The sequence below is a fragment of the Shewanella frigidimarina NCIMB 400 genome (assembly GCF_000014705.1).
GTDB lineage: Bacteria > Pseudomonadota > Gammaproteobacteria > Enterobacterales > Shewanellaceae > Shewanella > Shewanella frigidimarina.
On sequence record NC_008345.1, the window covers coordinates 1506008 to 1532869 of the forward strand.

Annotated in this window: 21 protein-coding genes; 19 read left to right on the plus strand and 2 right to left on the minus strand. The window is 42.7% G+C overall.

The features are described from left to right. Positions 1-5 precede the first annotated feature (5 nt). The 17 genes from pyrH (at position 6) to SFRI_RS06625 (ending at position 21991) form a co-directional block, all read left to right on the plus strand. Positions 6-743, plus strand: a complete 738-nt coding sequence (pyrH, locus tag SFRI_RS06545) for a UMP kinase (RefSeq protein ID WP_011636746.1) — start codon at positions 6-8, stop codon at positions 741-743. A gap of 134 nt (positions 744-877) precedes the next feature. Then, positions 878-1420, plus strand: a complete 543-nt coding sequence (frr, locus tag SFRI_RS06550) for a ribosome recycling factor (RefSeq protein WP_220491834.1) — start codon at positions 878-880, stop codon at positions 1418-1420. An 81-nt stretch (positions 1421-1501) separates the two neighbouring features. Continuing rightward, a complete protein-coding gene (gene uppS, locus SFRI_RS06555) occupies positions 1502-2326 on the plus strand; it encodes a polyprenyl diphosphate synthase (RefSeq protein ID WP_011636748.1) in 825 nt (274 codons plus the stop codon). Positions 2327-2345: 19 nt separating this feature from the next. Continuing rightward, positions 2346-3203 carry a phosphatidate cytidylyltransferase gene (locus SFRI_RS06560; RefSeq protein WP_011636749.1) on the plus strand — a complete coding sequence of 286 codons (858 nt, stop codon included), beginning with the start codon at positions 2346-2348 and terminating at the stop codon, positions 3201-3203. A gap of 5 nt (positions 3204-3208) precedes the next feature. Beyond that, positions 3209-4399 (plus strand): 1-deoxy-D-xylulose-5-phosphate reductoisomerase, encoded by a 1191-nt coding sequence (ispC, locus tag SFRI_RS06565; RefSeq protein WP_011636750.1) that lies wholly within the window; start codon positions 3209-3211, stop codon positions 4397-4399. Positions 4400-4411: 12 nt separating this feature from the next. Beyond that, the gene (rseP, locus tag SFRI_RS06570; RefSeq protein WP_011636751.1) at positions 4412-5782 is read left to right on the plus strand and encodes a sigma E protease regulator RseP; all 1371 of its coding nucleotides are present in this window, start codon (positions 4412-4414) and stop codon (positions 5780-5782) included. 31 nt (positions 5783-5813) lie between these two features. Next, positions 5814-8297, plus strand: coding sequence for an outer membrane protein assembly factor BamA (bamA, locus tag SFRI_RS06575; RefSeq protein ID WP_011636752.1), 2484 nt, complete (start codon positions 5814-5816; stop codon positions 8295-8297). A gap of 65 nt (positions 8298-8362) precedes the next feature. Then, positions 8363-8860: an OmpH/Skp family outer membrane protein gene (locus tag SFRI_RS06580; RefSeq protein WP_011636753.1), complete on the plus strand. Its 498-nt coding sequence runs from the start codon at positions 8363-8365 to the stop codon at positions 8858-8860. Positions 8861-8865: 5 nt separating this feature from the next. Beyond that, entirely contained in the window at positions 8866-9888 is a 1023-nt protein-coding gene (gene lpxD, locus SFRI_RS06585) for a UDP-3-O-(3-hydroxymyristoyl)glucosamine N-acyltransferase (protein WP_011636754.1), read from the plus strand. Between the two features lie 31 nt (positions 9889-9919). Then, positions 9920-10381 (plus strand): 3-hydroxyacyl-ACP dehydratase FabZ, encoded by a 462-nt coding sequence (gene fabZ, locus SFRI_RS06590; protein WP_011636755.1) that lies wholly within the window; start codon positions 9920-9922, stop codon positions 10379-10381. Then, positions 10378-11148, plus strand: coding sequence for an acyl-ACP--UDP-N-acetylglucosamine O-acyltransferase (lpxA, locus tag SFRI_RS06595; protein WP_011636756.1), 771 nt, complete (start codon positions 10378-10380; stop codon positions 11146-11148). Before fabZ ends, lpxA begins: the two co-directional genes overlap by 4 nt. Before the next feature lie 9 nt (positions 11149-11157). After that, complete coding sequence (gene lpxB / locus SFRI_RS06600) at positions 11158-12306, plus strand: lipid-A-disaccharide synthase (protein WP_011636757.1); 1149 nt, start codon at positions 11158-11160, stop codon at positions 12304-12306. A 20-nt stretch (positions 12307-12326) separates the two neighbouring features. After that, on the plus strand, positions 12327-12965 hold the full coding sequence (gene rnhB / locus SFRI_RS06605; RefSeq protein WP_011636758.1) for a ribonuclease HII: 639 nt from the start codon (positions 12327-12329) through the stop codon (positions 12963-12965). A 110-nt stretch (positions 12966-13075) separates the two neighbouring features. After that, a complete protein-coding gene (gene dnaE / locus SFRI_RS06610; RefSeq protein WP_011636759.1) occupies positions 13076-16552 on the plus strand; it encodes a DNA polymerase III subunit alpha in 3477 nt (1158 codons plus the stop codon). 9 nt (positions 16553-16561) lie between these two features. Next, positions 16562-18028, plus strand: coding sequence for a tRNA lysidine(34) synthetase TilS (gene tilS, locus SFRI_RS06615; protein WP_011636760.1), 1467 nt, complete (start codon positions 16562-16564; stop codon positions 18026-18028). Between the two features lie 264 nt (positions 18029-18292). Beyond that, positions 18293-19882 carry a M28 family metallopeptidase gene (locus tag SFRI_RS06620; RefSeq protein ID WP_011636761.1) on the plus strand — a complete coding sequence of 530 codons (1590 nt, stop codon included), beginning with the start codon at positions 18293-18295 and terminating at the stop codon, positions 19880-19882. Between the two features lie 858 nt (positions 19883-20740). Then, positions 20741-21991: a DUF4238 domain-containing protein gene (locus SFRI_RS06625; protein ID WP_041412853.1), complete on the plus strand. Its 1251-nt coding sequence runs from the start codon at positions 20741-20743 to the stop codon at positions 21989-21991. 485 nt (positions 21992-22476) lie between these two features. Here the strand turns inward: SFRI_RS06625 and SFRI_RS06630 are convergent, their stop codons facing one another. Further along, positions 22477-23520 (minus strand): IS110-like element ISShfr7 family transposase, encoded by a 1044-nt coding sequence (locus SFRI_RS06630; protein ID WP_011636763.1) that lies wholly within the window; start codon positions 23518-23520, stop codon positions 22477-22479. Between the two features lie 395 nt (positions 23521-23915). On the opposite strand from SFRI_RS06630, the gene SFRI_RS21650 reads away from it, so the two are divergent. Further along, positions 23916-24080, plus strand: a complete 165-nt coding sequence (locus SFRI_RS21650) for a hypothetical protein (protein WP_167526087.1) — start codon at positions 23916-23918, stop codon at positions 24078-24080. 81 nt (positions 24081-24161) lie between these two features. Here the strand turns inward: SFRI_RS21650 and SFRI_RS06635 are convergent, their stop codons facing one another. After that, positions 24162-25256, minus strand: a complete 1095-nt coding sequence (locus SFRI_RS06635; RefSeq protein WP_011636764.1) for a GNAT family N-acetyltransferase/peptidase C39 family protein — start codon at positions 25254-25256, stop codon at positions 24162-24164. A 75-nt stretch (positions 25257-25331) separates the two neighbouring features. On the opposite strand from SFRI_RS06635, the gene SFRI_RS06640 reads away from it, so the two are divergent. After that, positions 25332-26783 carry a RimK family protein gene (locus tag SFRI_RS06640; protein WP_011636765.1) on the plus strand — a complete coding sequence of 484 codons (1452 nt, stop codon included), beginning with the start codon at positions 25332-25334 and terminating at the stop codon, positions 26781-26783. Positions 26784-26862: the final 79 nt, after the last annotated feature.

The window sequence follows — 26862 nt, forward strand, 5'->3', positions numbered from 1 at the left end:
AAATTATGAGCACCAATCCAAAACCAGCGTTTAGACGTATTCTGCTTAAATTAAGCGGTGAAGCATTAATGGGTGAAGAAGGCTTCGGCATTGACCCTAAAGTACTTGATCGTATGGCACAAGAAGTGAAAGAGCTTGTTGAACTTGGTATTCAAGTTGGCGTGGTTATTGGTGGTGGTAATCTATTTCGTGGCGAAGGCTTAGCAAAAGCTGGTATGAACCGCGTGGTGGGCGATCACATGGGTATGTTAGCAACCGTAATGAATGGCTTAGCCATGCGTGATGCCTTGCACCGTGCATATGTTAATGCCCGTCTTATGTCTGCTATCCCACTTAAAGGTGTGTGCGATGATTACACTTGGACAGAAGCAATTAGCCTATTAAAGTCTGGTCGTGTGGTTATTTTTGCTGCCGGTACGGGCAATCCTTTTTGTACAACCGATTCTGCAGCATGTTTACGCGGTATTGAGATTGAAGCTGAAGTGGTACTAAAAGGCACCAAAGTAGATGGTGTATACTCAGCAGACCCAATGAAAAACCCTGAAGCGGTTAAATATGACACGCTTAGTTTTGCCGAAGTCCTTGAATCAGAATTAAAAGTAATGGATCTTGCTGCATTTACTATGGCACGTGATCATAATATGCCGATTCTTGTATTCAATATGAACAAGCCAGGTGCACTTCGCCGCGTTATTATGGGTGAGAAAGAAGGTACGATTATTAGCAGTAAACAACCTGCTTAATCACCGACACAGAAAATATTTATATTATATAATTTAACTGTTTGAGCGGTTTTATTGCATGTGTCATTCTTAGGCTAATGCTCAAACACACATGAATTTGTGACAAAAAGGAAATTATTGTGATTGATACTATTATGTTAGATGCGCAAGAGCGCATGAGTAAATGCGTTGATGCGACTAAAAACCAAATGGCGAAAGTTCGCACCGGTCGTGCACACCCAAGTTTATTAGATTCAATTCAAGTGTCTTGCTATGGCTCTATGTCACCACTTAAGCAAGTGGCAAACGTGGGTGTAGAAGATTCTCGTACGTTAACAGTAAACGTGTTTGATAGATCGATGGTTCAAGCGGTAGAAAAAGCAATCATGAGCTCTGACTTAGGTTTAAACCCTATGTCTGCTGGTGCGACTTTACGTATCCCGTTACCTTCGTTAACTGAAGAACGCCGTAAAGACTTCATTAAAGTGGTACGTAACGAAGCGGAAAATGGTCGTATTGCCATTCGTAACGTTCGTCGTGACGCAATCAGTGAAGTGAAAAAGCTTGAAAAAGCAAAAGCATGTACTGAAGATGATGTTCGCCGTAGTGAAGATGAAGTGCAAAAGCACACTGATTCATCAATCAAAAACATCGATCAAATTCTAGCAGCGAAAGAAAAAGAGTTGATGGAAGTATAATCTCTCAACTTAGACGCTAGAGTTAACACGCCGTGTAAGGGTATACTACACGGCGTTTGTTTTTATAAAGGATTGTCGTAGATGTCGTCTACAGTTGAGTTTGAATCAGACCCTAAAGCCGATTCGGAGCAAATGACTTCGCAATTGTTGCCGGGACAATTATCTGATGTAGTAAAACAATCTCTGCCCAAACATGTTGCGATTATTATGGATGGTAATGGCCGTTGGGCACAACTGCAGGGTAAAGCTCGGGTTTTCGGTCATAAAGCCGGTGTTAAAGCTGTGCGCCGTGCGGTAAGTACTGCAAGTCAACTTGGTATTGAATCACTAACCTTGTTTGCATTTTCAAGTGAAAATTGGCGCCGACCAGATAAAGAAGTCAGTTTGTTGATGGAATTGTTTTTTACGGTGTTACAACGTGAATTGAAATTGCTCGACAAAAACCAAGTTAAGCTCAACATTATTGGTGATACCAGCAGGTTTTCTAATCGTTTACAGAAACAGATTGCCGGTGCTCAAGAGAAAACAGCAAGCAATACTGGTCTGATATTAAATGTGGCAGCGAACTATGGCGGACGTTGGGATATCTTACAAGCTGCACAAAAATTAGCCGAAAAAGTTGAAAGTGGCGAAATCACCAGCAGTCAGATGACCGAAGAAGCATTAAATGAACATTTGTGCATGCAAAACCAGAGCGAAGTTGATTTAATGATCCGTACAGGCGGTGACTACCGCATTAGTAATTTTGTTTTATGGCAGGCCGCTTATGCCGAGTTGGTGTTTACTGACACCCTATGGCCTGACTTTGATGAGCTAGCATTTCGTGATGCTATTGCCATTTTTGCCAGTCGGCAGCGCCGTTTTGGTTTGACGGGTAGTCAAATTGAAGAGATACGCGCAATATAAATATTAAGAGGATTAGTTTTTGCTAAAACAACGAATAATAACAGCATTGTGGTTAATCCCAATTGTACTCGGGGCAATATTTTTACTTCCAGCAAACTTGTTTGCTTGGGTGTTAGTGCCAGTGTTTTTAATTGCAGCAAAAGAGTGGGGCAGTTTCATTGACCCAAGCTGTAATGTCACCCAGTGGTCTTTTACTGCTACCCTGGGTCTGTTAATGATAGCGCTTAATTTATCAGTACCCATAGATGTGTTGTGGTTTAAAGGGCAATTACATCCTATTTATCTAGCCATCATCACTATCGGTGTATTTTGGTGGATAGTCAGCAGCGCATTGGTGTTCAGTTTTCCTAAAAGTGCCAAAATATGGAAAGACAGCCCTATGCTGAAATCCATGTTTGGCCAGTTAACTCTCATCCCGTGTTTTGCCTCTTTAATCGCACTCAAATCGTTAAGCAGTAACGTTCATCCCTATTATGGTGGTGCATTAGTGTTTATCGTTATGTTAGTGGTTTGGGCGACTGACACCGGTGCTTATTTTGCTGGGCGTAAGTTAGGTAAACATAAATTGATGCCGAGTGTGAGTCCTGCCAAGACGCTTGAAGGTTTAGCCGGTGGTTTAATTACCACTATGGTTGTAGTTGCGGGCATTATGTATGTTGCGCCAGAACAAGAGCTAGGCTTACTTATTGTGGTGACACTCGTTACGGCTCTGGCTTCTGCTTTTGGTGACTTGTCTGAAAGCATGTTCAAACGCGCTGCAAACATTAAAGATTCTGGCACCATTTTACCTGGTCATGGTGGTATTTTAGACCGTATCGACAGTCTGACTGCAGCATTGCCAGTATTTACCTTTATCTACATTGCCATGTGGATGTGATGCCAATGCAAAATATGGTGATTTTAGGGGCTACTGGCTCAATAGGCGCTAGCACCTTAAGTGTGATGGTAAATAACCCTGCCGATTTTCATGTCTATGGATTAGTGGCCAATGCCAGTGTTCAAAAAATGCTGGCCTTGTGTATTACCCATCAGCCTGAGTATGCTCATATGGTGGATGAGAACGCCGCTATGGAGCTTAAATCATTATTACCTAATCACTGCGTTACTCAAGTGACTACAGGTGCTGAGGCGTTAAATGCGTTAGTGACCGACAGTCGTACCGATACCGTTATGGCGGCTATTGTTGGCGCTGCGGGTTTAGTACCGACATTTGACGCTGTTAAAGCAGGTAAGCGGGTGTTGCTAGCCAACAAAGAAGCACTGGTTATGTCGGGTGAGTTATTTATGCACACGGCTAGAGCATCAGGTGCGACAGTGCTACCTGTCGACAGCGAGCACAATGCCATATTTCAATGTTTACCAACCAATGTCCAAGCGCAACTCGGTTATTGTGACTTAAGTGCCAATGGCATATCACATATTTTATTAACAGGTTCTGGTGGACCGTTTTTAAACACTGATTTAGCCACCTTAAGTGCGATGACACCTGCTCAAGCTTGTAATCACCCTAATTGGTCCATGGGGCCTAAAATCTCCGTTGACTCAGCCACGATGATGAATAAAGGCTTAGAGTTTATCGAAGCGCGTTGGCTGTTTAATACGCAAGCTGAACAGCTCAAAGTGGTGATCCATCCTCAAAGCGTGATCCATTCAATGGTGCAATACCGTGATGGTTCTGTTATTGCGCAAATGGGCAACCCCGATATGCGCACTCCTATTGCTCATTGTATGAGCTATCCGCAAAGAATTGGCGCTGGCGTTGAACCTTTGGATTTTTTCAAAGTCGGACAGTTAAGCTTTTGTGAACCTGACTTTGATCGTTTTCCATGTTTACGCTTAGCGATGCAAGCGTGTGAGCAAGGGCAAGAAGCGACCACAGTATTGAATGCAGCTAATGAAATTGCTGTCGATTCATTTTTAAAAGGCCGAATTCGTTTTACTGATATTGCTAACGTTAATTATCGTTGTTTAGACTCGGTGCAACAAACACGTTTAGACAGTATTGAAGATATATTACAGCTTGATGAGCAAGCACGTGCCACGGCAGTGTCCGTTATCAGCACACTAAATTAATTCAGGGAAATAATGATAGATTTTTTTTGGAGCTTGGGTTCATTTATCGTCGCATTGGGTATTTTGATTACAGCCCACGAGTATGGCCATTTTTGGGTTGCCCGTCGTTGTGGCGTTAAAGTCGAGCGTTTCTCTATCGGTTTTGGCAAAGCGATTTGGCGTAAAGTGGGTAAAGATGGCACTGAATATGTTGTCGCTATGATCCCCTTGGGTGGTTATGTCAAAATGCTTGATGAACGCGTTGAAGACGTCCCAGCCGAGCTAGTCGACCAAGCCTTTAATCGTAAAACGGTTTGGCAACGTATTGCGATTGTATCTGCAGGCCCTATTGCCAACTTTATTTTTGCTATAGCAGCGTTATATGTCATGTATCTTATTGGTACTCCGTCGATTAAGCCGGTCATTGACAGTACTAAACTAAATAGCCCAGCTAGTGTTATTCAGTTGGTTGAACCACAACAAATTATAGCGGTATCAGGACAACCGGTACGTACTTGGGAAGAAGTTAATTTAGCCTTAGTAGGTCATATTGGTGATGACAGTATTGAGTTATCCCTAGCACCATTACCAGAGTTGTCTGGCATGGATATGCCAGTTCGCACCGTAAAACTCGATACGCGAAATTGGATATTTGATCCAGAAAAAGAGTCGCCGATAACTGCACTCGGTTTGGGGATATTTCGTCCAGGGATTGATCCAACGATAGCGGCAGTGAGTAAAGACAGTGCGGCAGAGCAAGCGGGCATTAAGATTGGCGATAAACTCGTCAACATCAATGGCACTCAATACAGCGATTGGAATGCGTTTGTTGATGTGGTACAAAGCTCTGCCAATAAAAATATTAATATGACATTGATGCGTCAAGGTGAACTTATCAATGTTGATGTTGTGCCAAAAGCACAACAAAATTCTGATGGTAAAACTATCGGAATTGTTGGAATTAGCCCAACCCAAGCCCAATGGCCTGATAATATGCGCTTTGAGCTTGAGTATGGCATAGTAGATTCTGTTATCGCTGCAACTGACAAAACATGGCAACTCGTTGTCGTCAGCTTCAAGATGATTGGAAAATTATTTACCGGCGATGTGTCGGTGAAAAACCTTAGTGGTCCTATTTCGATTGCACAAGGCGCAGGCGCCAGTGCAAGTTACGGCTTAGTGTATTTTCTAGGGTTTATCGCGCTCATCAGCGTTAACTTAGGCATTATTAATTTAATGCCTCTGCCAGTGCTCGATGGGGGACACTTGCTGTATTACTTTGTAGAAGTGATTACTGGTAAGCCTGTACCCGAAAAGGTACAGGAAATAGGATTCAGGTTTGGCGCAGCTTTGCTGCTAATGTTGATGGGCGTAGCCTTATTCAACGATTTTGCCCGACTCTGAGCAAGGACAGACTAATAATTAGAAGTGCTCTATGAGATTTAATAAAATTTTTGCCTCGATGTTATTCGTCGGCGCGTCTTTTTCAGGGAATGGTTGGGCAGAGTCTTTCCAACCTTTTGAAGTGACCGACATCCAAGTAGAAGGTTTGCAACGAGTTGCTCTCGGTGCAGCACTATTGAGTTTACCTGTGAAAGTAGGTGATACAGTAGATGAAGTTAAATTACAGCAAGCGATTAAGAGCCTTTACGGTTCAACCAATTTTGAAAACATCAGTGTCAGTCATGAAGACGGTATACTCTATGTAACGGTTAAAGAACGTCCAACTATCAGTATTATCTCGTTTGACGGTAATAAAGATATCAAAGACGAGCAGTTACAAGAAAGTCTTGACGGTTCTGGTGTTAAAGCTGGCGAATCACTTGATAGAACCATGTTGTCTGGCATTGAAAAAGGCCTGCAAGATTTCTATTACGGTGTGGGTAAATACGGTGCCAAAGTTGAAGCGCAAATCATCAACTTACCTCGTAACCGTGTTGAGCTTAAATTTAAGTTTACCGAAGGTTTAGCGGCTGAAATCCGCCAAATTAACGTGGTTGGTAATACTGTATTCTCAGATTCTGAGCTCATCAGTATGCTTGAGCTTAAAGACTATGTGGCATGGTGGGATTTGTTTGGTGAGCGTCGCTACCAAAAGCAAAAGCTACAAGCTGACTTAGAAACCATTAAAACCTATTACCACAATCAAGGCTATATTCGCTTTGAAGTGACTTCAACACAAGTGGCGATGACACCAGACCGTAAAGGTTTGTACATCACTATTAACGTGAATGAAGGTGAAAAGTACAAGGTGAAAGAAGTTAACTTAATTGGTGACCTAATGGGCCGAGAAGAGTTAATGAGATCTATTTTGCCAATTAAAGCGGGCAATATGTACAACGGTGCGGATGTGACATTCACCGAAGAAATGTACAGCAAATACCTTGGCCGCTTTGGTTATGCTTATCCTGAAGTAAAAACCTATCCTGAAATTGATGATGAAACCAAAGAAGTGGTACTCAACATCAATGTTAAACCGGGTAAGCGCGTGTATGTTCGCTCAATTAACTTCACCGGTAACACAGTTACTAAAGATGAAGTTATGCGCCGCGAATTACGCCAAATGGAAGGTGCATGGTTGAATTCTGCTCAAATTGAACAGTCTAAGCTACGCCTTAACCGTTTAGGTTATTTCGAAACGGTTGATGCTGAAACCATTCAAGTACCAGGCAGTGACGATTTAGTTGATGTCGCAGTAACTGTGAAAGAGCAACCGTCAGGTTCGTTCAACGCAGGTGTCGGTTATGGTACTGAATCTGGTGTGAGCTTACAGTTTGGCGTTGAACAAAATAACTTCCTTGGTACTGGTAACCAAGCTGGTTTTAGTGTCAACACTAACAAATACTCAAAAAGTGCCAACTTGTCTTATACCGACCCATACTTCACTAAAGACGGTGTCAGTTTAGGTGGTAGCGTTTACTGGAATGAGTTTGATGCTAATGAGGCTAACCTTGAGCGTTATAAGAATAAATCTTATGGTGTTGCATTAAACTCAGGATTCCCGATTAACGAATATAACCGTTTGAACGGTGGTATTGGTTATCGTCATAATACTATTTCAGAAATCTCTGCTTATGAACAAGCATTGCGTTTCTACAATGTGTATCGTGAAACGGATGATCCTAATTCAGACTTAAGTTTTGATAACTTTGAATTGAATGCCGGTTGGTACCGCAGCACACTTAACCGTGGTACGTTCCCGACAGATGGTTCGTCGCAACGTTTAAGCGGTAAAATGACCGTGCCAGGTTCTGACTTACAGTACTTTAAAACGGATTTTGACACCAACTTCTACTTCCCACTGACACCTCAGCATGGGTTTGTATTATTGGCTCGCGCCCGTTTAGGTTATTCAAACGGTTATGGTCAGTTTAACGACAACGATCAAATCTTACCGTTCTGGGAAAACTATTATTCTGGTGGTAGCAGTTCGTTACGTGGCTTTAAGTCTAATTCAGTAGGCCCTCGTTCGTTCTATTTATACCGTGGTAGTGAGCAATGTGCGCCTGATGTTTCAGGTGATGGTTGTAGTTTGCCAGGTGACCCAAATACCATTCAGGTGAGTTCAGGCCGTTCAATTGGTGGTAACGCCATTGCAACAGCAAGCTTTGAAATGATTGTTCCGACACCATTCCTCGATGAAGCTTACACTAACTCAGTGCGAACAAGTTTCTTCGTTGATGCAGGTAACGTATGGGATACTGAGTTTGATTATGACTCATATCGGACTTTACCCGCGGATCAGTTCTCTAAGTTAGAAGACTATAGCGATCCAGAGCGCTTACGTGCCTCATGGGGTATGAGCGTGCAGTGGCTATCGCCAATGGGGCCTATGGTATTCAGCTTAGCTTGGCCACTGAAAGAATATGAAGATGACGAGACAGAGATTTTCTCGTTCAATATTGGCAAAACGTTCTAAAACTAATACACTCGGCAGGTTTTGCTGATAACAACAAGTTTAACAAGGAGTCTACTTTGAAAAAGATGGTAAATCGCGCATTAATTACATTGGCATTGTTTGCTACCCCTATGCTAGCCCAAGCGGAAAAACTCGCAGTGGTTGATATGGGTGAAGTGTTCGAGCAGTTGCCACAGCGCGAGCAAATTTCTAAATCATTAAAAGCTGAGTTTGGTGATCGTGTTGCTGAAGTCCAAAAAATGCAGGAAGAAATGCGTTCTTTGGTTGAAAAGCAACAACGTGACGGCGCCTTAATGAGCGATTCACAAAAGACTGAATTAGTACGTAAAATGGAATCATTAAAGTCTGAATTCCAGTTGAAAGGCAAAGCACTAGATGAAGACATGCGTCGTCGTCAAGGTGAAGAGCAAAACAAACTATTAGTTCAAGTTCAAAAAGCGATTAATACCATTGCTGGTAAAGAAAAATACGACATGGTGCTACAACGTGGCGCAGTTATTTTTGTTAAACCAGAAGCTGACATCAGCAGCAAAGTGGTAGAAGCCTTAAGCAAAGGCAAATAATAAGTATGAAAGTGACTTTAAAAGAGCTTAGCCAACTATTGGGTGCAACGATTAAAGGTGACGCAACACTGGAAATAACCAGTGTCGCTACCCTTGAAGATGCAACCCAAGGCCAACTCTCTTTTTTAGCCAATAGTAAGTACCGTGCTCAGCTTGAGGCAACTCAAGCTAGTGCGGTATTGCTGAGCGAAAAAGAAGCAAGTTGTTATCATGGTAATGCCCTTATTGTTAGCGATCCTTACGTAGGATTTGCTCGAGTAGCGCAATTACTAGATACCACCCCAAAAGAAACGCCTGGTATTCATCCTTCAGCTCAAATAGATACATCAGCCATTTTAGGTGACGGTGCCGCTATTGGTGCAAATGCGGTGATAGGTGCGAATGTTATTTTGGGTGAAAATGTTCAAATAGGTCCAGGTTGTGTGGTGGGTGAATCCAGTATTATTGGTTCAAACACGCGTCTTTGGGCTAATGTAAGTGTTTATCATAATGTCCATATTGGTCATGATTGCATCGTCCATTCAGGGACGGTAATTGGCTCTGATGGTTTTGGTTATGCCAATGAACGCGGTAACTGGGTTAAAATTCCACAAACAGGCGGCGTTCGGATTGGTAATCATGTTGAAATTGGCGCATGTACTTCTATTGACCGTGGTGCGTTGTCGCATACCGAGATCCACGATGGTGTGATTATCGACAACCAAGTTCAAATTGCTCATAATGTCGTTATCGGCCAAAATACCGCAATGGCTGGTGGCTCTATTATTGCTGGAAGTTCTACCATTGGTAAATATTGTATTATCGGTGGTGGTAGTGCTGTTGCTGGACACCTTAGTGTCGCTGATGGTGTACACATATCAGGCGGAACGAACGTGACCAGTGTTATCCGTGAAAAAGGTGTGTATTCGTCCGCAACCATCGCAATGGAAAACAAATTATGGCGTCGAAACACTGTTCGTTTCCGTCAATTAGATGAATTATTTAGCCGAGTTAAAACCCTCGAGAAAAGTGCTAAGGGCTCAGAATAATTGTAATTCTGCCTTATTTAAGGAATGTAGTGTGTCAAACCAATTAAACACCATGGATATTAAAGAGATACTTAAATATCTACCTCATAGATATCCATTTTTGTTGATCGATCGTGTATTGGACTTTACCGTAGGTGAGCACTTACATGCGATTAAAAATGTCACCATTAATGAGCCTTTTTTCCAAGGACATTTTCCTATACAGCCTGTTATGCCTGGCGTGCTCATTTTAGAAGCCATGGCACAAGCAACGGGTTTACTTGCCTTTAAAACCATGAGTACAGAGCCGTCTCCAGAGGTGCTGTACTATTTTGCTGGTATCGATAAAGCGCGTTTTAAACGTGTTGTTGAGCCAGGCGACCAAATACATTTTCACGTTAAAATGATTAAAGAGCGTCGCGGTATTGGTGTGTTTGTTGGTGAAGCCTTGGTTGATGGTGAACTGGTTTGTTCTGCTGAAATCATGTGTGCACGTAGAGAGATTAAGAAGTGATAGATAAATTAGCGTTTGTTCACCCAACAGCCAAAATTGGTAATAACGTCACTATTGGTCCTTGGACCTACATTGGTGAAAACGTTGAAATCGGCGATGACACATGGATAAGTTCTCATGTTGTGGTTAAAGGTCCAACGGTTATCGGTAAAGGTAATCGTATTTTTCAATTCTCTTCAGTTGGTGAAGAGTGTCAAGATAAAAAGTACGCAGGCGAACAAACTCGCTTAATTATCGGCGACAATAACATCATTCGTGAGTCGGTTACCATTCACCGAGGTACGACTCAAGATAAAGGTGAAACTCGCATCGGTTCTAACTGTCTGTTTATGGCGTATGTTCATATTGCCCACGACTGTTTTGTCGGTAATAACGTTATCATGGCTAATAATGCTTCAATTGCCGGTCATGTACATGTTGGTGATTGGGTTATTTTGGGCGGCATGACTGGTGTGCATCAGTTTGTACACATTGGCGCGCATGCCTTTACCGCAGGTGCTTCACTTATTTTGCAAGATGTTCCCCCATTTGTAATGGCTGCTGGTTCTCCTGCAGTACCACGTGGATTAAACTTAGAAGGCTTAAAACGCCGTGGTTTTACCAAAGAAAACCAGCGAGCAATTTTGAGTGCGTATAAAGCGGTTTTCCGTAAGAGTTTAACCATTGAAGAAGCTAACGCTGAATTAATTGAGGCCGCTGAAAAAGACATCAATGTGAAAGCATTTATGGAATTTATCAACCACTCTGCTCGTGGCATTATTCGATAGACGGAAACAATGACCAACTCTCCTTCAAAAGTATTCGCCATTGTCGCCGGAGAAATCTCCGGCGATATTTTAGGTGCCGGTTTAGTTAATTCACTCAAAAAACGCTATCCTGATGCGCGCTTTATCGGCATTGGTGGCCCTCGAATGCAAGCTCTAGGGTTTGAAAGTTTATTTCCAATGGAAGAACTGTCGATCATGGGCTTAGTCGAAGTGTTATCACATTTACCTCGACTGCTGCATATTCGTTCAAGCCTAGTGAAACAAATTACTGAATTAGCGCCAGACTGTTTTATTGGTATTGATGCGCCCGATTTTAATATTGGTGTAGAGCTTAAATTAAAAGCCAAAGGGATTAAAACAGTCCATTACGTCAGCCCGTCAGTATGGGCTTGGCGTCCAAAACGTATATTTAAAATTGCTAAAGCGACCAATATGGTGTTGTCGCTATTGCCGTTTGAGAAAGCGTTTTACGACCAACATCAAGTGCCTTGTACTTTTGTTGGGCATACACTTGCGGACGATATTCCGATGCACAGTGATAAGCTAGCTGCTCGGCAATTATTAGGATTAGATCCTAATGCTGAATACTTGGCGGTATTGCCTGGTTCCAGAGGCGGTGAGCTAAAGCAATTAGCTGAGCCGTTCGTCAAAGCAGCTCAATTAGTTAAGCAAACCTTTCCAGACATCAAATTTGTCACCCCAGTGGTTAATGATGCTCGTCGACAACAGTTTCTTGCTGCACTTGAGGAGTTTGCTCCCGATTTAGAAGTCACTATTGTTGAAGGCCAATCTCGCGAAGTCATGGCTGCTGCTGATTGTATTTTATTGGCATCTGGCACAGCGACTTTAGAGGCCATGCTGGTTAAACGTCCTATGGTTGTGTCGTATCGGGTCAGCCCAATTACGTATGCCATCGCGATTAAAATGATGAAAATCAAAAACTATTCGTTGCCTAATTTGCTCGCAAACGACACCATTGTGCCAGAATTGATGCAAGCTAATTGCCAGCCACAGTTAATTGCCGATGCGATAATCAAGCAGCTTAATCAAGATTTTGCACCGCTAAATACCCGTTTTGAAGAATTACATCAATTGCTAAAGTGTAATGCCAGCGAGCGAGCGGCAGATGCTGTAGTAGCATTATTACAAACGCCGTAACCTGACTAGGATAAGCTAATATGTCGACATTATCGGTTGTGATAAAAGATATTACCCCTGAACAAGTAGCCATTATTTCACAAGGGCTTGTTGCTGGTGTTGATGAAGTCGGGCGTGGTCCACTGATTGGTGATGTGGTCACCGCCGCGGTGATATTAGATCCGAATAAACCGATTGTTGGCCTCAATGACTCTAAGAAGCTCAGCGAGAAACGTCGTAATGCTTTGTATCAACAGATTATGGATAACGCGCTAAGTGTCAGTGTTGGCCGTGCTAGCCCTGCTGAAATCGATGAGCTGAATATTTTGCATGCCACCATGCTGGCCATGCAGCGCGCAGTAGCTGGGTTATCCATTTTGCCTGAACGAGTACTGGTTGATGGCAATCGGGTACCGGATTTTGGTATTGCTAGTCATGCGATAATTAAAGGCGACGGCTTAGTGGCAGCGATTAGTGCAGCATCCATTATTGCTAAAGTCACTCGTGATGCCGAAATGGATACGTTAGACAGTCAATATCCACAGTATGGCTTTGCTAAACATAAAGGTTATCCAACCAAAGCACACTTTGAAGCGCTAGCCTTATATGGTGTGTTGCCTGATCATCGTAAAAGTTTTAAACCTGTTGCGGACCGCATTTTACTCCAAAATACATTTTGATCATGACCAGATTAAACGAGTTTATCGTTGGATAACGTCGCTTAGTTTGGTAGTCTAAATCCCGCATTTTCGTGTTGTTTCATTCATCTTTTTCGAAGAAAAAATATTCTATGTCCGATCCTCGTTTTGTTCATTTGCGCGTCCACAGTGATTATTCAATGTCAGATGGCGTTGCTAAAGTTAAACCTATTATTGCTGCTGCTGAAAATCAGGGGATGGCAGCAATAGCGTTAACTGATCAAAACAACTTTTGTGGTTTGGTTAAGTTTTATGGTGCTTGTAATGGTGCGGGAATTAAGCCGATCATTGGCGCCGATTTTTGGGTGCAAACCCCTGGATTTGAAAAAGAATTCTGTGCCTTAACCATTATCGCGATGAACAATGAAGGTTACCAAAACCTGACCCAACTGATCAGTGAAGCCTATCTTCGCGGTCATGTTGATAACCGTGTGGTGATCGACCAAGATTGGTTAGTCAAATACAACAGCGGTTTGATCATTATCTCGGGGGCCAAAGATGGCGATGTCGGCAAAGCATTATTAAAAGGTAATCAAAACCAAGTCGAGTCGTTGATTGCCTTTTATCAACAACACTTTGAAGACCGCTATTACCTAGAGCTTATTCGTACTGGCCGAGCACATGAAGAGCGCTATTTACACATGGCGGTTGAGTTAGCATCAATAAAAGGTTTACCTGTTGTTGCCACCAACCAAGTGGTGTTTTTAAAACAAGATGATTTTGAAGCCCATGAAATCCGGGTCGCTATTCATGATGGTTTTACTTTAGTCGATCCACGTCGCCCTAAAACCTATAGCGATCAACAATATCTGCGCACCGAAGATGAAATGATTGCATTATTTGCTGATATTCCGTCAGCAATTCAAAACAGCGTTGAAATAGCGAAACGCTGTAATGTCACCATTCGCCTAAATGAATACTTTTTGCCTAATTTCCCTACCGGTGACTTATCCATTGAAGATTTCTTGGTTAACGTGTCCGTTAAAGGCTTAGAAGAACGTCTTGAGTTTTTATTTCCAAACCCACAAGTTCGAGCCGAAAAGCGGGGCGAATATGACGAACGTCTCGAGATTGAATTAAAGGTAATTAACCAGATGGGTTTCCCTGGTTACTTCCTTATCGTGATGGAGTTTATTCAGTGGGGCAAAGACAACGGCATTCCAGTTGGTCCCGGCCGTGGTTCTGGTGCGGGATCGTTAGTCGCATACGCGCTTAAAATTACCGACTTAGATCCACTAGAATACGATTTACTGTTCGAACGTTTCTTGAACCCTGAACGTGTATCCATGCCCGATTTCGACGTCGACTTTTGTATGGACCGACGCGATGAAGTCATTGACCACGTAGCAGAACTATACGGTCGAGAAGCGGTATCACAGATTATTACCTTTGGTACCATGGCGGCCAAAGCCGTTGTGCGCGATGTTGGCCGCGTATTAGGTCATCCTTACGGGTTTGTTGAACGTCTAACTAAATTAATCCCCGCAGAACCAGGGATGACATTGGCGAAAGCCTTTGAAGTTGAACCCGCGCTGCCTGAAGCCTATGACGGTGATGAAGACGTTAAAGAGCTTATCGATATGTGTCGCCGCTTAGAAGGGGTAACACGTAACGCGGGTAAGCATGCCGGTGGTGTGGTTATCGCCCCGACTCGAATTACCGACTTTGCACCGTTATATTGCGATGCCGAAGGCTTAAACCCCGTTACACAATTTGACAAAAATGACGTTGAAACTGCTGGTCTGGTTAAGTTCGATTTCTTGGGCTTACGTACCTTAACCATTATTGATTGGGCATTGCAGATGATTAATCCGCGCCTGATTAAAGAAGGTAAAGACCCCGTTAGTATCGAAGCCATTCCGCTTGCCGATCCTGCTTGTTTTAGATTACTGCAACGCTACGAAACAACCGCGGTATTCCAGCTGGAATCTCGCGGTATGAAAGACCTGATTAAACGTCTGCAACCCGACTGTTTTGAAGACATGATTGCGCTCGTGGCACTTTTCCGCCCAGGTCCTTTGCAGTCAGGCATGGTTGACAACTTTATTGAACGTAAGCACGGCCGTGAAGAAGTGTCATATCCAGATGCTGAATATCAGCATGAGTCACTAAGAGAGTTATTGTCACCGACCTACGGCATTATTTTGTACCAAGAGCAGGTGATGCAGATTGCTCAGGTATTGTCGGGTTACACCCTAGGCGGCGCGGATATGCTCCGTCGTGCAATGGGTAAGAAAAAACCTGAAGAAATGGCCAAGCAGCGCGGCACGTTTAAAGAAGGTGCAATTAACAACGGCGTCGACGGCGACTTGTCGATGAAAATCTTCGACTTGGTGGAAAAGTTCGCCGGTTACGGTTTTAACAAATCGCATTCTGCCGCTTATGCACTGGTGTCGTATCAAACGTTATGGTTAAAAACCCATTTCCCATCGCAGTTTATGGCCGCGGTAATGTCTGCCGACATGGACAACACCGACAAAATCGTCACCTTGGTTGATGAATGTGAACGCATGGGCTTGCCGCTAATTCCGCCTGACGTAAACAAAGGCTTATTCAAGTTTACGGTCGATGACGACCTCAATATTGTTTATGGTATCGGTGCGATTAAAGGCGTGGGTGAAGGTCCGGTAGATTCTATTTTAGAAGCCCGTAAAAATGGACCGTTTACCGACCTGTTCGATTTTTGTGCTCGAATTGATTTGAAAAAGCTCAACAAGCGAGTGATTGAAAAGCTTATCCTTGCAGGCGCCTTAGACACATTAGGCCCGCATCGAGCATCAATGATGGCGACCTTGCCTCAAGCGATTAGTGCAGCGGCGCAACATGCTAAAGCAGAAGCGACTGGTCAAAATGACATGTTTGGTTTACTCAATAGTGAACCTGAAGACAGTAAGCAAAACTTTGTCCATTGTACTCCGTGGCCAGACAAAATTTGGTTGGAAGGTGAGCGCGAAACATTAGGGCTTTACCTTACTGGTCACCCCATTAATCAGTATTTAAAAGAACTTAAGCAATACACTAATGGCCGCTTAAAAGACATTCACCCAACCGAGCGCGGTAAAACCGTTAAAGCGGCTGGTCTAGTGGTGGCTACGCGTGTGATGATCACTAAGCGTGGCTCAAAAATGGGCTTAGTCACATTAGATGACAAAAGTGCTCGCCTAGAGGTGATGCTATTTACCGAGCCGTTTGAGAAGTTTGGTCATATGCTTGAAAAAGACCGCATTCTTATTTGTGAAGGTGATGTCAGTTTTGATGATTTCTCTGGCGGCAATCGCATGAACGCCCGTAATATCATTGAAATTGGCGAAGCACGCAGTCACTTTGCCAAAGCGGTTGAAATCAATGTTCATGGCGATGATGTCACGCCTGACTGGTTACAAACCTTTGAGCAAACATTAACACCGTGGCGTAAGGGCGCCGTGCCTGTGGTGATTAACTACACCAAACAACAAGCCAGCGGCAAAATCGTGTTAGGTGAAGAGTGGCGAGTTAACCCTAGTGATGAGTTAATGTTAGCCCTCGAAAGCATGCTTGGTTCAACTAACGTCAAAATCGTGTTTAATTAGGCGCGCATCATGATTGAAAAGTCTTCGTTAACAGAGCAAATAAGTGCACCACAACTGCTAAGTTTGCTCGAACAAGCGATATTACCCCTTTATCAAATGAGTGTGGTTAAAGGTGAGTCATCGCCTAAGTTAGTACTGGCTTACAGTGGCGGCGTTGACTCAGAGGTGCTCGCGTGTGGATTAAGTGCCTTGGCACACAAACATCCGCATATTGCTTGCCTGCTTATTCATGTTCATCATGGGCTAAGTGCCAATGCTGACATTTGGGTACAGCACTGTATCACTCGAGCCAATCATTATCAGCTGCCAGTGCAGATTGAGCGAGTTAAGGTTGAAAAGGGCCCTCGGCAGAGTCTAGAGGCGCAAGCCCGCGATGCTCGTTACCAAGCATTTGACCGTTATCTTAATCCCGGTGACATTTTACTGACCGCCCATCATCAAGATGATCAACTTGAAACCTTATTACTCGCGTTAAAACGTGGTCAAGGCCCAAAAGGGTTGGCGGCAATGGGGGCGATACAAGCTTACAAGCAAGCTTGGCTAGTTAGACCGTTATTGGATATCAGCCGCGATCAAATAGAGCAATTTGCGGCGCAAAAACAACTATCCCATATCGAAGATGAAAGTAACCAGGACGACAGCTTTGATAGAAATTTTTTACGCCTGGATATCATTCCAAGATTAAAACAGCGTTGGCCAAGTATTGCGACCACCGCAGGGCGTAGCGCCGCATTATGTGCCGAGCAGCAACAGGTTATTGATGACGAAGTGAGTCATCGCTTACCCGAGTGGTTAATAGTGCCAGGCGATACAAATGCATTAATGACCGAATCAACCGGGTTTAAACTCACCGGGTTTGGTCAATTGAGTGCCGCTTGGCAAGCATTACTGTTTCGCGGTTATTTAATTTATTGTGGCGTTAATTTACCGTCGCAAGCACAATTACAGCAGATCCTGTCACAACTGTTAGCGGCTAAAGACGACGCTAATATATCGATTCAGTGGGGCGATTATCAGGTTAAACGCTTTGCTGGTATCGCTTATGTTGTTAGCCATAAAGAGCTCGACGCTATTGATGCAAGTGCAGTGCAACAACAATTTGAGCAACTGCTTAAAGGCGAGCTGCAACAAACAGTGTGCCGAGTTGGGCACAAGCAATGCCAGATCGGTCTGCAAATCGCCACAGACAATACGCCGCTTCTTGCTTTACCGAATAATACCGTTGTGAGCATACGTTTTGGCGCTGCAGGTTCAATTAAATGCCAGCCACAATTTGCCACATCACAACGGCAAAAAGCGCGCGAATTAAAGAAATTGTGGCAAGAATGCAATATCCCGCCATGGCGAAGACCACAAATCCCGTTAGTTTTTTATGGTGACACCTTAGTGGCCGCCGTTGGTTTATGGGTCGACAAACGCTACCTTGCCCAAACCGGTGATCAAGGGATTTGTATACCGCTTTTGAACACCCGATGAAAAGTGATTACGGTAGATCAAGACAGTAACAAGCGGTAACCGTCGGTCAAGACGATCACAAGCGATAACAAGCGATAACAACGAGTAAAGCGCTAGGTGCTAGGCCGCTTCGCGACTAGATGCGATAAAAGCGGTAGTACTGCTGATGGCTTCAGACTATATTATTGAATTCGGCCTTTATTGCCGCTAAGCGTTCTAGCAGGACGAAGTCCACTCTCGTCCCTAGCATCTGTTACAATAAATTTTCTTAATACTCAACAGAGGATGTTGTCTGTGAATACCTTTCGTTTATTAGCCGTGTTTGGTGTGTTGCTTCTGCCAAGCGTAAACGCTACCCCATTTCAATTTGATCAAAAAACCTATCGTCAAGATGTGCAAACCTTAGCAAGTGATGAATTTGAAGGCCGTGGGCCGTTATCTCATGGTGAAAAACTGACGGTTGAGTATTTAGAAAACGCCTACAAAGCAATGGGACTCGCTCCAGGTTTTGGTGACAGTTATCGTCAAGCTGTGCCAATGGCTAAAATTACTGCTGATCAAACAATGCAGCTGAGTATGGGCGATTTAGTGTTTAACAACGGCACTGACTTCACCGCACGTACTGAACAAGTTCAGCCTCAAGTGAGTGTAGATAACAGCGATGTAGTGTTTGTTGGCTATGGTATTAATGCGCCGGAATATCAATGGAATGATTACGCCAACATTGACGTTAAAGGCAAAACCGTGATTATGCTGGTCAATGACCCAGGCTTTGCGACTCAAGATCCTGCCATCTTTAAAGGCAATGCCATGACCTATTATGGCCGTTGGACTTATAAGTATGAAGAAGCAGCAAGGCAGGGCGCCAAAGCGGTGTTTATTGTCCATGAAACCGCACCCGCAGCCTACGGTTGGAACGTCGTTGAAAACAGCAACACTAATACCAAATACACTTTAGTTGATGACCACAAAAACCAATCACACATTGGCGTCATGGGCTGGATCCAACACCAAACCGCGCAAAAAGTGTTTCAAGCAGCAGGCTTAGACTTTGATAAAGTAAAACTCACCGCAGCAAAAGCAGGTTTTAAGTCTATAGCACTTAAACTCAAAGCCAATTTAGCAGTAAAAAATACCATTGAATTAGCCACATCCTATAACGTAGCAGGGCTGATACCAGGTACCAGCCAAGCCGACGAATGGTTGGTCATGCATGCCCATTGGGATCATTTAGGTAAAACCGTGCAAGACGGTAAAACAGTAATTTTAAACGGCGCTGTCGACAATGCCTCTGGCGTGGCAGGTGTGTTACAACTTGCTAGTCATTTTAAAGCACAAAACAAAGCACCTAAACGCTCTATTCTGTTTACTGCATTTACCGCCGAAGAAACCGGCCTTATTGGCGCGCAATACTTTGCTGCCAATCCTCCGGTACCGACTAAACAACTGGTATCGTTTTTAAATATAGATGGCATGAATGTAGGCAAAGGTGTTAATTACATCCTGCGTTATGGCCAAGGCGTATCAGAACTTGAAACCTATTTAGATGATGCCGCCAAAGCACAAGGCCGCACCGTAAAGGCTGATCCTCGTCCACAAAATGGTTTAATGTTCCGTTCAGACCATTTTGCTTTAGCACAACAAGGCGTCCCCGGGTTAATGTTCATGAGCTTAGGCGACACCGACCCAGACTACATTGCCCATAAGTACCATCAAGGCGCAGACGATTACGATGCCAGCTGGAATTTAGGCGGGGTAGAGCAAGATCTAGCTTTAATCAGCGACATCATTGAAAAGCTAGCCAACAACAACGACTGGCCAAAATGGATTGAAGATTCAGACTTTAAAAAGCGTCGAGCGACGGACGGTAAATAACCGTAGTGTATTTTTATTTGAAATGGCCTACGGCCACAAAGGTCGTGGCGCTTCGCCCACACCAGACTATTTCAAACTTCGTTTGAATTAAGATCGCAAGGTTCCACCCTACATGGGCTGATACATATGGCCTGCGGCCACCAACGTCGTGGCGCTTCACCCACACCAGACCAAGAGGAAACCAACGGCTGTTCCCTCTTGGAACTCCCAGCCGCCCCGCAACATTTTCGCTATTTACAAAACAACAGCTGCGAAAAGGTCGCCATGGGGTCAGATTTAACTTTGATCGGCATTTGTAGACGGCTTCGGACTTATTCGAAAATGCTAACGCTTCCGATGGTACATCCTGTACCGCGAAAGCTAGCCTGACATCCATGTCATGCTCACGCTATTTTCTTCAACGTGCTCAAGTTCAAAGTTGAATCAAATCTATTGACAAAAAAGTGTTTAAGTTTAACTAAAACAGTTGGTTAGGTTTGTTTCGTTACGCATTGCAACCAACCATTTTAGTCCGCTTAACGCGGTGTTGAACGAAGCCGCTGCACGGAGCCAAATGACGCTTCAATTGGACGTATAATCCTCATTGAAATCGTTGGGCTTAAAGATGTAAGATAGAAATACAATGAAAAGGAATTTCAATGAAAAACTTATCTACTACTCGATATCAATTGACTCTAAACTGCTCTGTAGCCCATAGCCAGCATCAAAAAAAGCAAATTCCTATAGCATAAGCGTACCAATTAACCTGGACTCGGCATCGGCCAAGTCCAACAAGCGATTTGTGCCATGTAAACGGCGCAACTCACAAATACTAAAACGTTAGGCTTCTCAGCGTTCAATCTACAAATGGAGGTGATCATGACAGAATCTAAAAAACATCATTATGTCCCTCAATCTCTACTTAGAAATTTCAAATACGATAAAAATAAAATATTTGTTTTTGATAAAAAAAGAAAAGTTAGCTATCCCTCCTCAATAATAGATGCAGGTAGTGAGAATCATTTTAATACTGTTGTGCGAAATGGAGAAAGATTAAACTTTGAAGCATTGTTTCAAAAAAACGATGATGACCTAGCATGTTTAGTTGAAAAAATAATAGACAATAGAAACACTCATTGCTTGACAGTTCTAGACAAGGAAAAATTACTTAGCGTTGTAGTCGTTCAAATAATAAGAACGAAAATGTATAGAACTTCAATGAAGTCTGTTTCTGAACAGTTAATGCGACAATTTTCAGAGAAAGAATGGGATTTAGATTTAGAAATACCAACGGAAAATGATGTTAGAGAATCATCACTTTCATCATATAAATATTTTAAATCTCAAATGGAGGCAATTAGCGGAAAGGTAGGGTTCCTCATTCGAAGCAATACTAATGAAGATTTCATAATTTCAGACAATCCAATTACCCGTCATAATACATTCCCATATGGAGGGGTTGGATTATCATGTCATGGTATTGAGGTATACTTTCCTATTTCACCTAATCTAACTTTCGCATTGTATTGTCCTACCATTATAAAGAAAATGAATTCCTACGTAGTATATCAACCTGAAAGTCGAACTAAAACATTATATCAAAGCATACTAAAAGGAATCGACACAGGGGTTCCCGTAACATTAGGTAAAACCACATCTAAATTTTTAAACTCACTACAAGTGAGTAATTCGTCCAGATTTTTATATTCTAATTCTAAAGATTTATTTTGTAATGCTAATGAAATAATTAATAAAAACCCAGACCTTGCTGAAGTCAAAACACAAATTACTGTAGGTGAAATGGGGAAAGCACCTATAAATAATAAAATGCCAGATGGTGAGTGGGTGGTAATTCATAGTACACATGATCATCATATGTTCCCTGTTTTTAATGTTTCTAATGAAATTGGTGATTTTAAATTTAGTATTAAAAGAAACAACGATATTGAAGGGGTTTTAAGCTCTATGAATATCAAAGAGATTTCATTATTCAAAAATGGCTCTGAAGTTTCTCATATGAAGGATGTGCGGTTAGAATTTAGTATAAAAAACACGTCAGAATTAATGATTAAGGTTTTACATAAACTAGACTTTTTAAATAAGATTATAGCTAGTAAAAAAGAAGCCTAACACATATGAGCCTTCCACCAGTCAATAGGCGAGCCTAACTTATTTGACTGCTTTTGCAGTCAAATTAAAATCAATCAACAAATTCATCTACTTCGTCTGTCATTTAGCTGTCAAATCATCGTTTACAGCAAACACATATAGAGGCTCTCTTAGTGCGATCTTATCGCTGCCTGACTCTTTTCAATCCGTTGAAATATCAGGGGCACTAGACATTTATCGGTTAACCCTAAGATGGCACTATTCAAGTCAGAGGTGCTTTTTGCACAGTTAGTTTCAGGCTCATTTAGGGTGTAAACGACTTTGTTGATTGTATTTATCAATGCGCGCCAATAAGGTGTCTAATCAAGGCAATGTAGCTTAAATAGCATTTGGCATAGTGATGATGGTGAGAAGTCATTGCTTCATTAGCCACATCATTCACGGTCATGCTCGCTTCTCTTTTTAAGAGTATCTAGTTAGACGTTCAGCTCACCTTATTGCGCGACTTATCCTTTTAAGAATCGTTGTTCATCAAACACCGTTTTGTTCTTCAGCATGAAATAGACGCAGCGACCAAGCTTATGTGCCAGTGCAGACAACGCCTTTGCTTTACTCATTCGTTTTTGTAATCGATTAAGGTAGTTACGTGCTTTGTCATTGCCTCGCAGGTACAGCACCGCTGCTTCTGAGAATGCCCATTTCAAATGAGCATTACCGATTTTATTGCCATTGGTGCCATAGGTTTTACCCGCTGATTCTGCTTTGCATTTGACCAATCGAGAGTATGAAGCAAACTTTTGTACTGATTCAAATCGGCTGATATCACCGATTTCATAGAGGATTGTCAGTGACAAAATCTTGCCAATACCTGGTACTGTTTTCAGTAATTCTAAATAGACGGGATTATGGTTTTTGGCCTGTTTTTCAATGAACCATTCAACCTGTGCGAGTTCCTTTGCATAACAATCAAGTAGTGCCATGTCTAAATCAATGTTGCGTTGGACGATAATGTCTTGATATTGCTCGCGAAGTTTTTGTCTTGCAGAGATGTTTTTAAGGTTAAGTTCAGTGGCAGGTAAATTGTATTGGCTGTTGGTGTTAACCACATGACCTTTGAGCATGGCCCCGTGACGGACAATCTTCATTCTTCGGCGCAGTAGATCACGAGCTGCGCGCATTTCACTTGGATAATCATAAGCTATTGGAAAGTTACCACCACGCAGTAGTGTGGAAATTTTAAAGGAATCGACTTTATCATTTTTGGTTTTACCACCGTGAATCGCCTTCATATAAAGCGCATGACCTAAGATAAAATCAATCCCAAGTTCAGCACACCAGTCTGACACCCAATACCAGCAATGCATGCACTCAACCCCGACAATTACATTGCCGATATAAGGTTCTAGAATGAGTAATAAGTCATCTTTACTGGCACCTATCTTGTTATGAGCTACAACTTCCCCTTTAGAATCAATGATACAGACATAAAGTAAACGTGCATGTAAATCGATACCACAGTAGTATGGATGTGAGTTATTATAAAATCTCATTGAGCTTTCTCCTGTTGGTTTAGTCACCTTAAGCATACCGCTGATGCGGCTTGCTAGGGAGGGGGCTCAATGAGTATCAAGTTGTTAAACAAGGACAAAAAACAGTTGGTTTTTGCTCCTTCGTCGCTAATTTTAACCAACTGTTTTTTGCCTGTTAACAGGGCGTTAGTATAAATTCACCATACTTATCCTAATGTGAATTATTGAATGTTGAGTTAAAGATCTAACTCATTTCTGTCCAAAAACGAGTTAGTTTTTTATGAAAATGCATAGATTCAACTCTGAACTTGAGGCCGTTGAAGAAAATGACGTGAGCTAGCCAAGGATGGCGAGCTAGCTTTCGAGGGGAAGGGACGCCCCATCGGAAGCGTTAGCATTTTCGAGTAAGGCCGAAGATGGCTAAATACGAGGTCAGAAGCTGGATTAATTTCCGTCGCAATTTTTTCGCTGCTGTTGTTTGGTTAAAAAGCGAAAATGTTGCCGGAACGGCAGGGGTGATCCAAGAGGGGATTGCTGTTGATCCCCTTTTGGCCCGTGCAGGGTGGAACCTTGCGATCTAAATTCAAACGAAGTTTGATAAATCGGGTGTGGGTGAAGCGCCACGACGTTAGTGGCTGCTTGCCATAAAAAGCTTAATCATCTTAAGCCAAAGATGATTTAACCACTAAACAAGAAACCTGTTTCTGCTTCCCATATTGCATCACTTGCGCCAGCTCTGACTGACTAATTGGTACATACGCCGCATTAATCGCATCCTTTTGTGCTTCAACAAATGGGTCGTGAATAAACATAAACTGCTCGTTGTAACCGCTCAACACCACCCAATGCGGGCCTTTCTCACCATTAAAGCGATAAGTACTTATCATCAGCAAAACGGCATAACCACAATCTATCCAATTACGAAGTTGAGCCAAACTTGGTGAGGTATTGTGGATCTCAATACCTTGCGAAATCAATTGTTGGCAAAAGTCGTCATGCACAATCGTGATGACGGCTTTTTTATTACTATCACGAACGCTATCAATAAAAGGAACCGAGGTTGATTGGCTGTACATTTCAATCTGTAAGCCACGCTTAATTGCTGCTAAGGCTAAGCCATGAACACTGCAACCGCCGTGGCCGCTGGTCATAAAAATAGTGGTGGCTTCGCGCCAAATGCTCAGCTCATCAACTCGACTTGGATTATATTGCGGCTTTACCGCACTCATGGCCATCATTAAGCAGGCCGCGCCACAGGTAAATGGGGTGGTTTGTACATACAAAGGCATCTTGATGACTTTGCTTGGCCCTGGTGGGTCTAGGCGTTTGTGCATACGCACGCCATCGGCCAAGTCATCATAATAATGCACTAAGGTCTTTAGGACTTTATAACCCATTTTTAAATAAAGATTTTTGGCGGCGATATTGTCGTTTCGTACTTCTAGGCGTAATGTAATGAAACCACGCTCGACCACCGTGTGCTCACATTGTGTGACCAGTTCAAAGGCAATGTTGCGGCCTCTAAATTCGCTTGCAACGGCAATAGAGTACAACCTGGCTAGCCGAGTACCACGATGAAACAGCACCAGAGCATAGCCTGCAAGTGTGCCGTCTATTTCGGCCACTAATAAGCTGTCCAGAGGTGAATTGATAAAGCGTTTCATCTGCCGAGAACTGATTTTATCGCCACTAAATGCATTGTTTTCGATGTGGTTTAGTTGCGGTAAATCGCTGGGGGTTGCTTGACGAATAAGCATGAGTCGGCTCGAGTTGGCAAAACATGATAGTGGCTTAATTTACGCGCTAAACCGCACAAGAGGCAACAGATATTTATGGCTCATTTTTTAATTGTCACCGACGATGTTAATGATTGGCGTCCCTATTTGCCCAGTGACCATATGGTCACGGTTCATGATTATTTAGAAATGGGCGCATTTGCAGATCAAAGCGCCATGCAAGTGATTAACTTGTGTCGCAGTTATGATTATTTAAGCACAGGTTATTATTGCTCGCTCATGGCGGAAGCTCGCGGGCATCGAGTGATCCCTCGGGTAATGACCATTAATGATTTATCTCAGGACCGCTTTTTTAGTTTGCCGCAATCAGGCCTAGATAAGTTGCCAGAGTCGGTGAATGAAATCAGCATGAAGCTGTATTTTGGCTATTGTGATAATCCGTCGCTAGACAAGCTTGCGCGTAAAATATTTGAGCGTTTTACTGTGCCTGTATTACAGGTGAGTTTGTTAAAAATGTCAGGTAAATGGCAAGTTAATACCATTGAACCGGCTGCGTTTCAGGATTTAACCGAGCCAGAACAAGATTTATTTGCCAAGTATCTTGAAGTGTTTTCACAAAAAGTATGGCGTTTACCGAAACCGTCGAAACGTTATCGTTACGAAATTGCCATGCTGGTGGATGAGCATGAGAAAATGCCGCCATCAGATAAAGCCGCGTTAAAGTTATTTACTAAGTCGGCTAATCGTATTGGCATGGATTTAGTCCAAATTGGTTCTCATGATCTGGCTCGGTTAAGTGAATTTGATGGTTTGTTTATTCGCTCAACCACTAATATCAGCAACTTTACTTATCGGTTTGCTAAAGCGGCTGAGCAACTTGGGCTAGTGGTAATGGATGATCCTGAATCCATTATGAAGTGTACTAATAAGGTGTTTTTAACCGAGCTATTAAACAAACATAAAGTACCCGTACCCAAAAGTTTGATCTTTAAAGCCTCAGATAAAAACTGGGCCGATAATGTTATTGATACCATAGGATTACCAATTGTACTGAAAGTACCCGACGGCGCATTTTCGCTCGGGGTTGTTAAAGTAAAAGACCGTGAAACCCTACTCGAACAAGCGGCGATAATCTTTGAGCACAGTGCGTTAATTTTAGCGCAGGCGTTTATGCCAACCGATTATGACTGGCGTATCGGCGTGTTAAATCGCCAACCTATTTATGCCTGTCGTTACTTTATGAGTCGCGGTCATTGGCAGATTTACCAACATCATCAAAGTGGTCGCGTCAGTAGTGGTGATTTTGACTGTATCGATTTGAAGATGGTGCCACAAAATATTGTCGATGCAGCGGTTAAAGCATCTAATTTAATTGGTGCAGGCTTGTATGGTGTCGATTTAAAAGAAATCGATGGTAAAGCTTATGTGATTGAAGTGAACGACAATCCGAGTATTGATCATGGAGTAGAGGACTTGTTTTTAGGTGATTTAGTGTATGACCGCATAATGACTGAATTTTTAAGGCGTATTCAGCTTCGCGGCATGTAATTACCAGGCAATAATCAACCAATAAAAAAGACCTGTTAAGGTCTTTTTTATTAATTAGTTGTTAGTACTACATAGATAG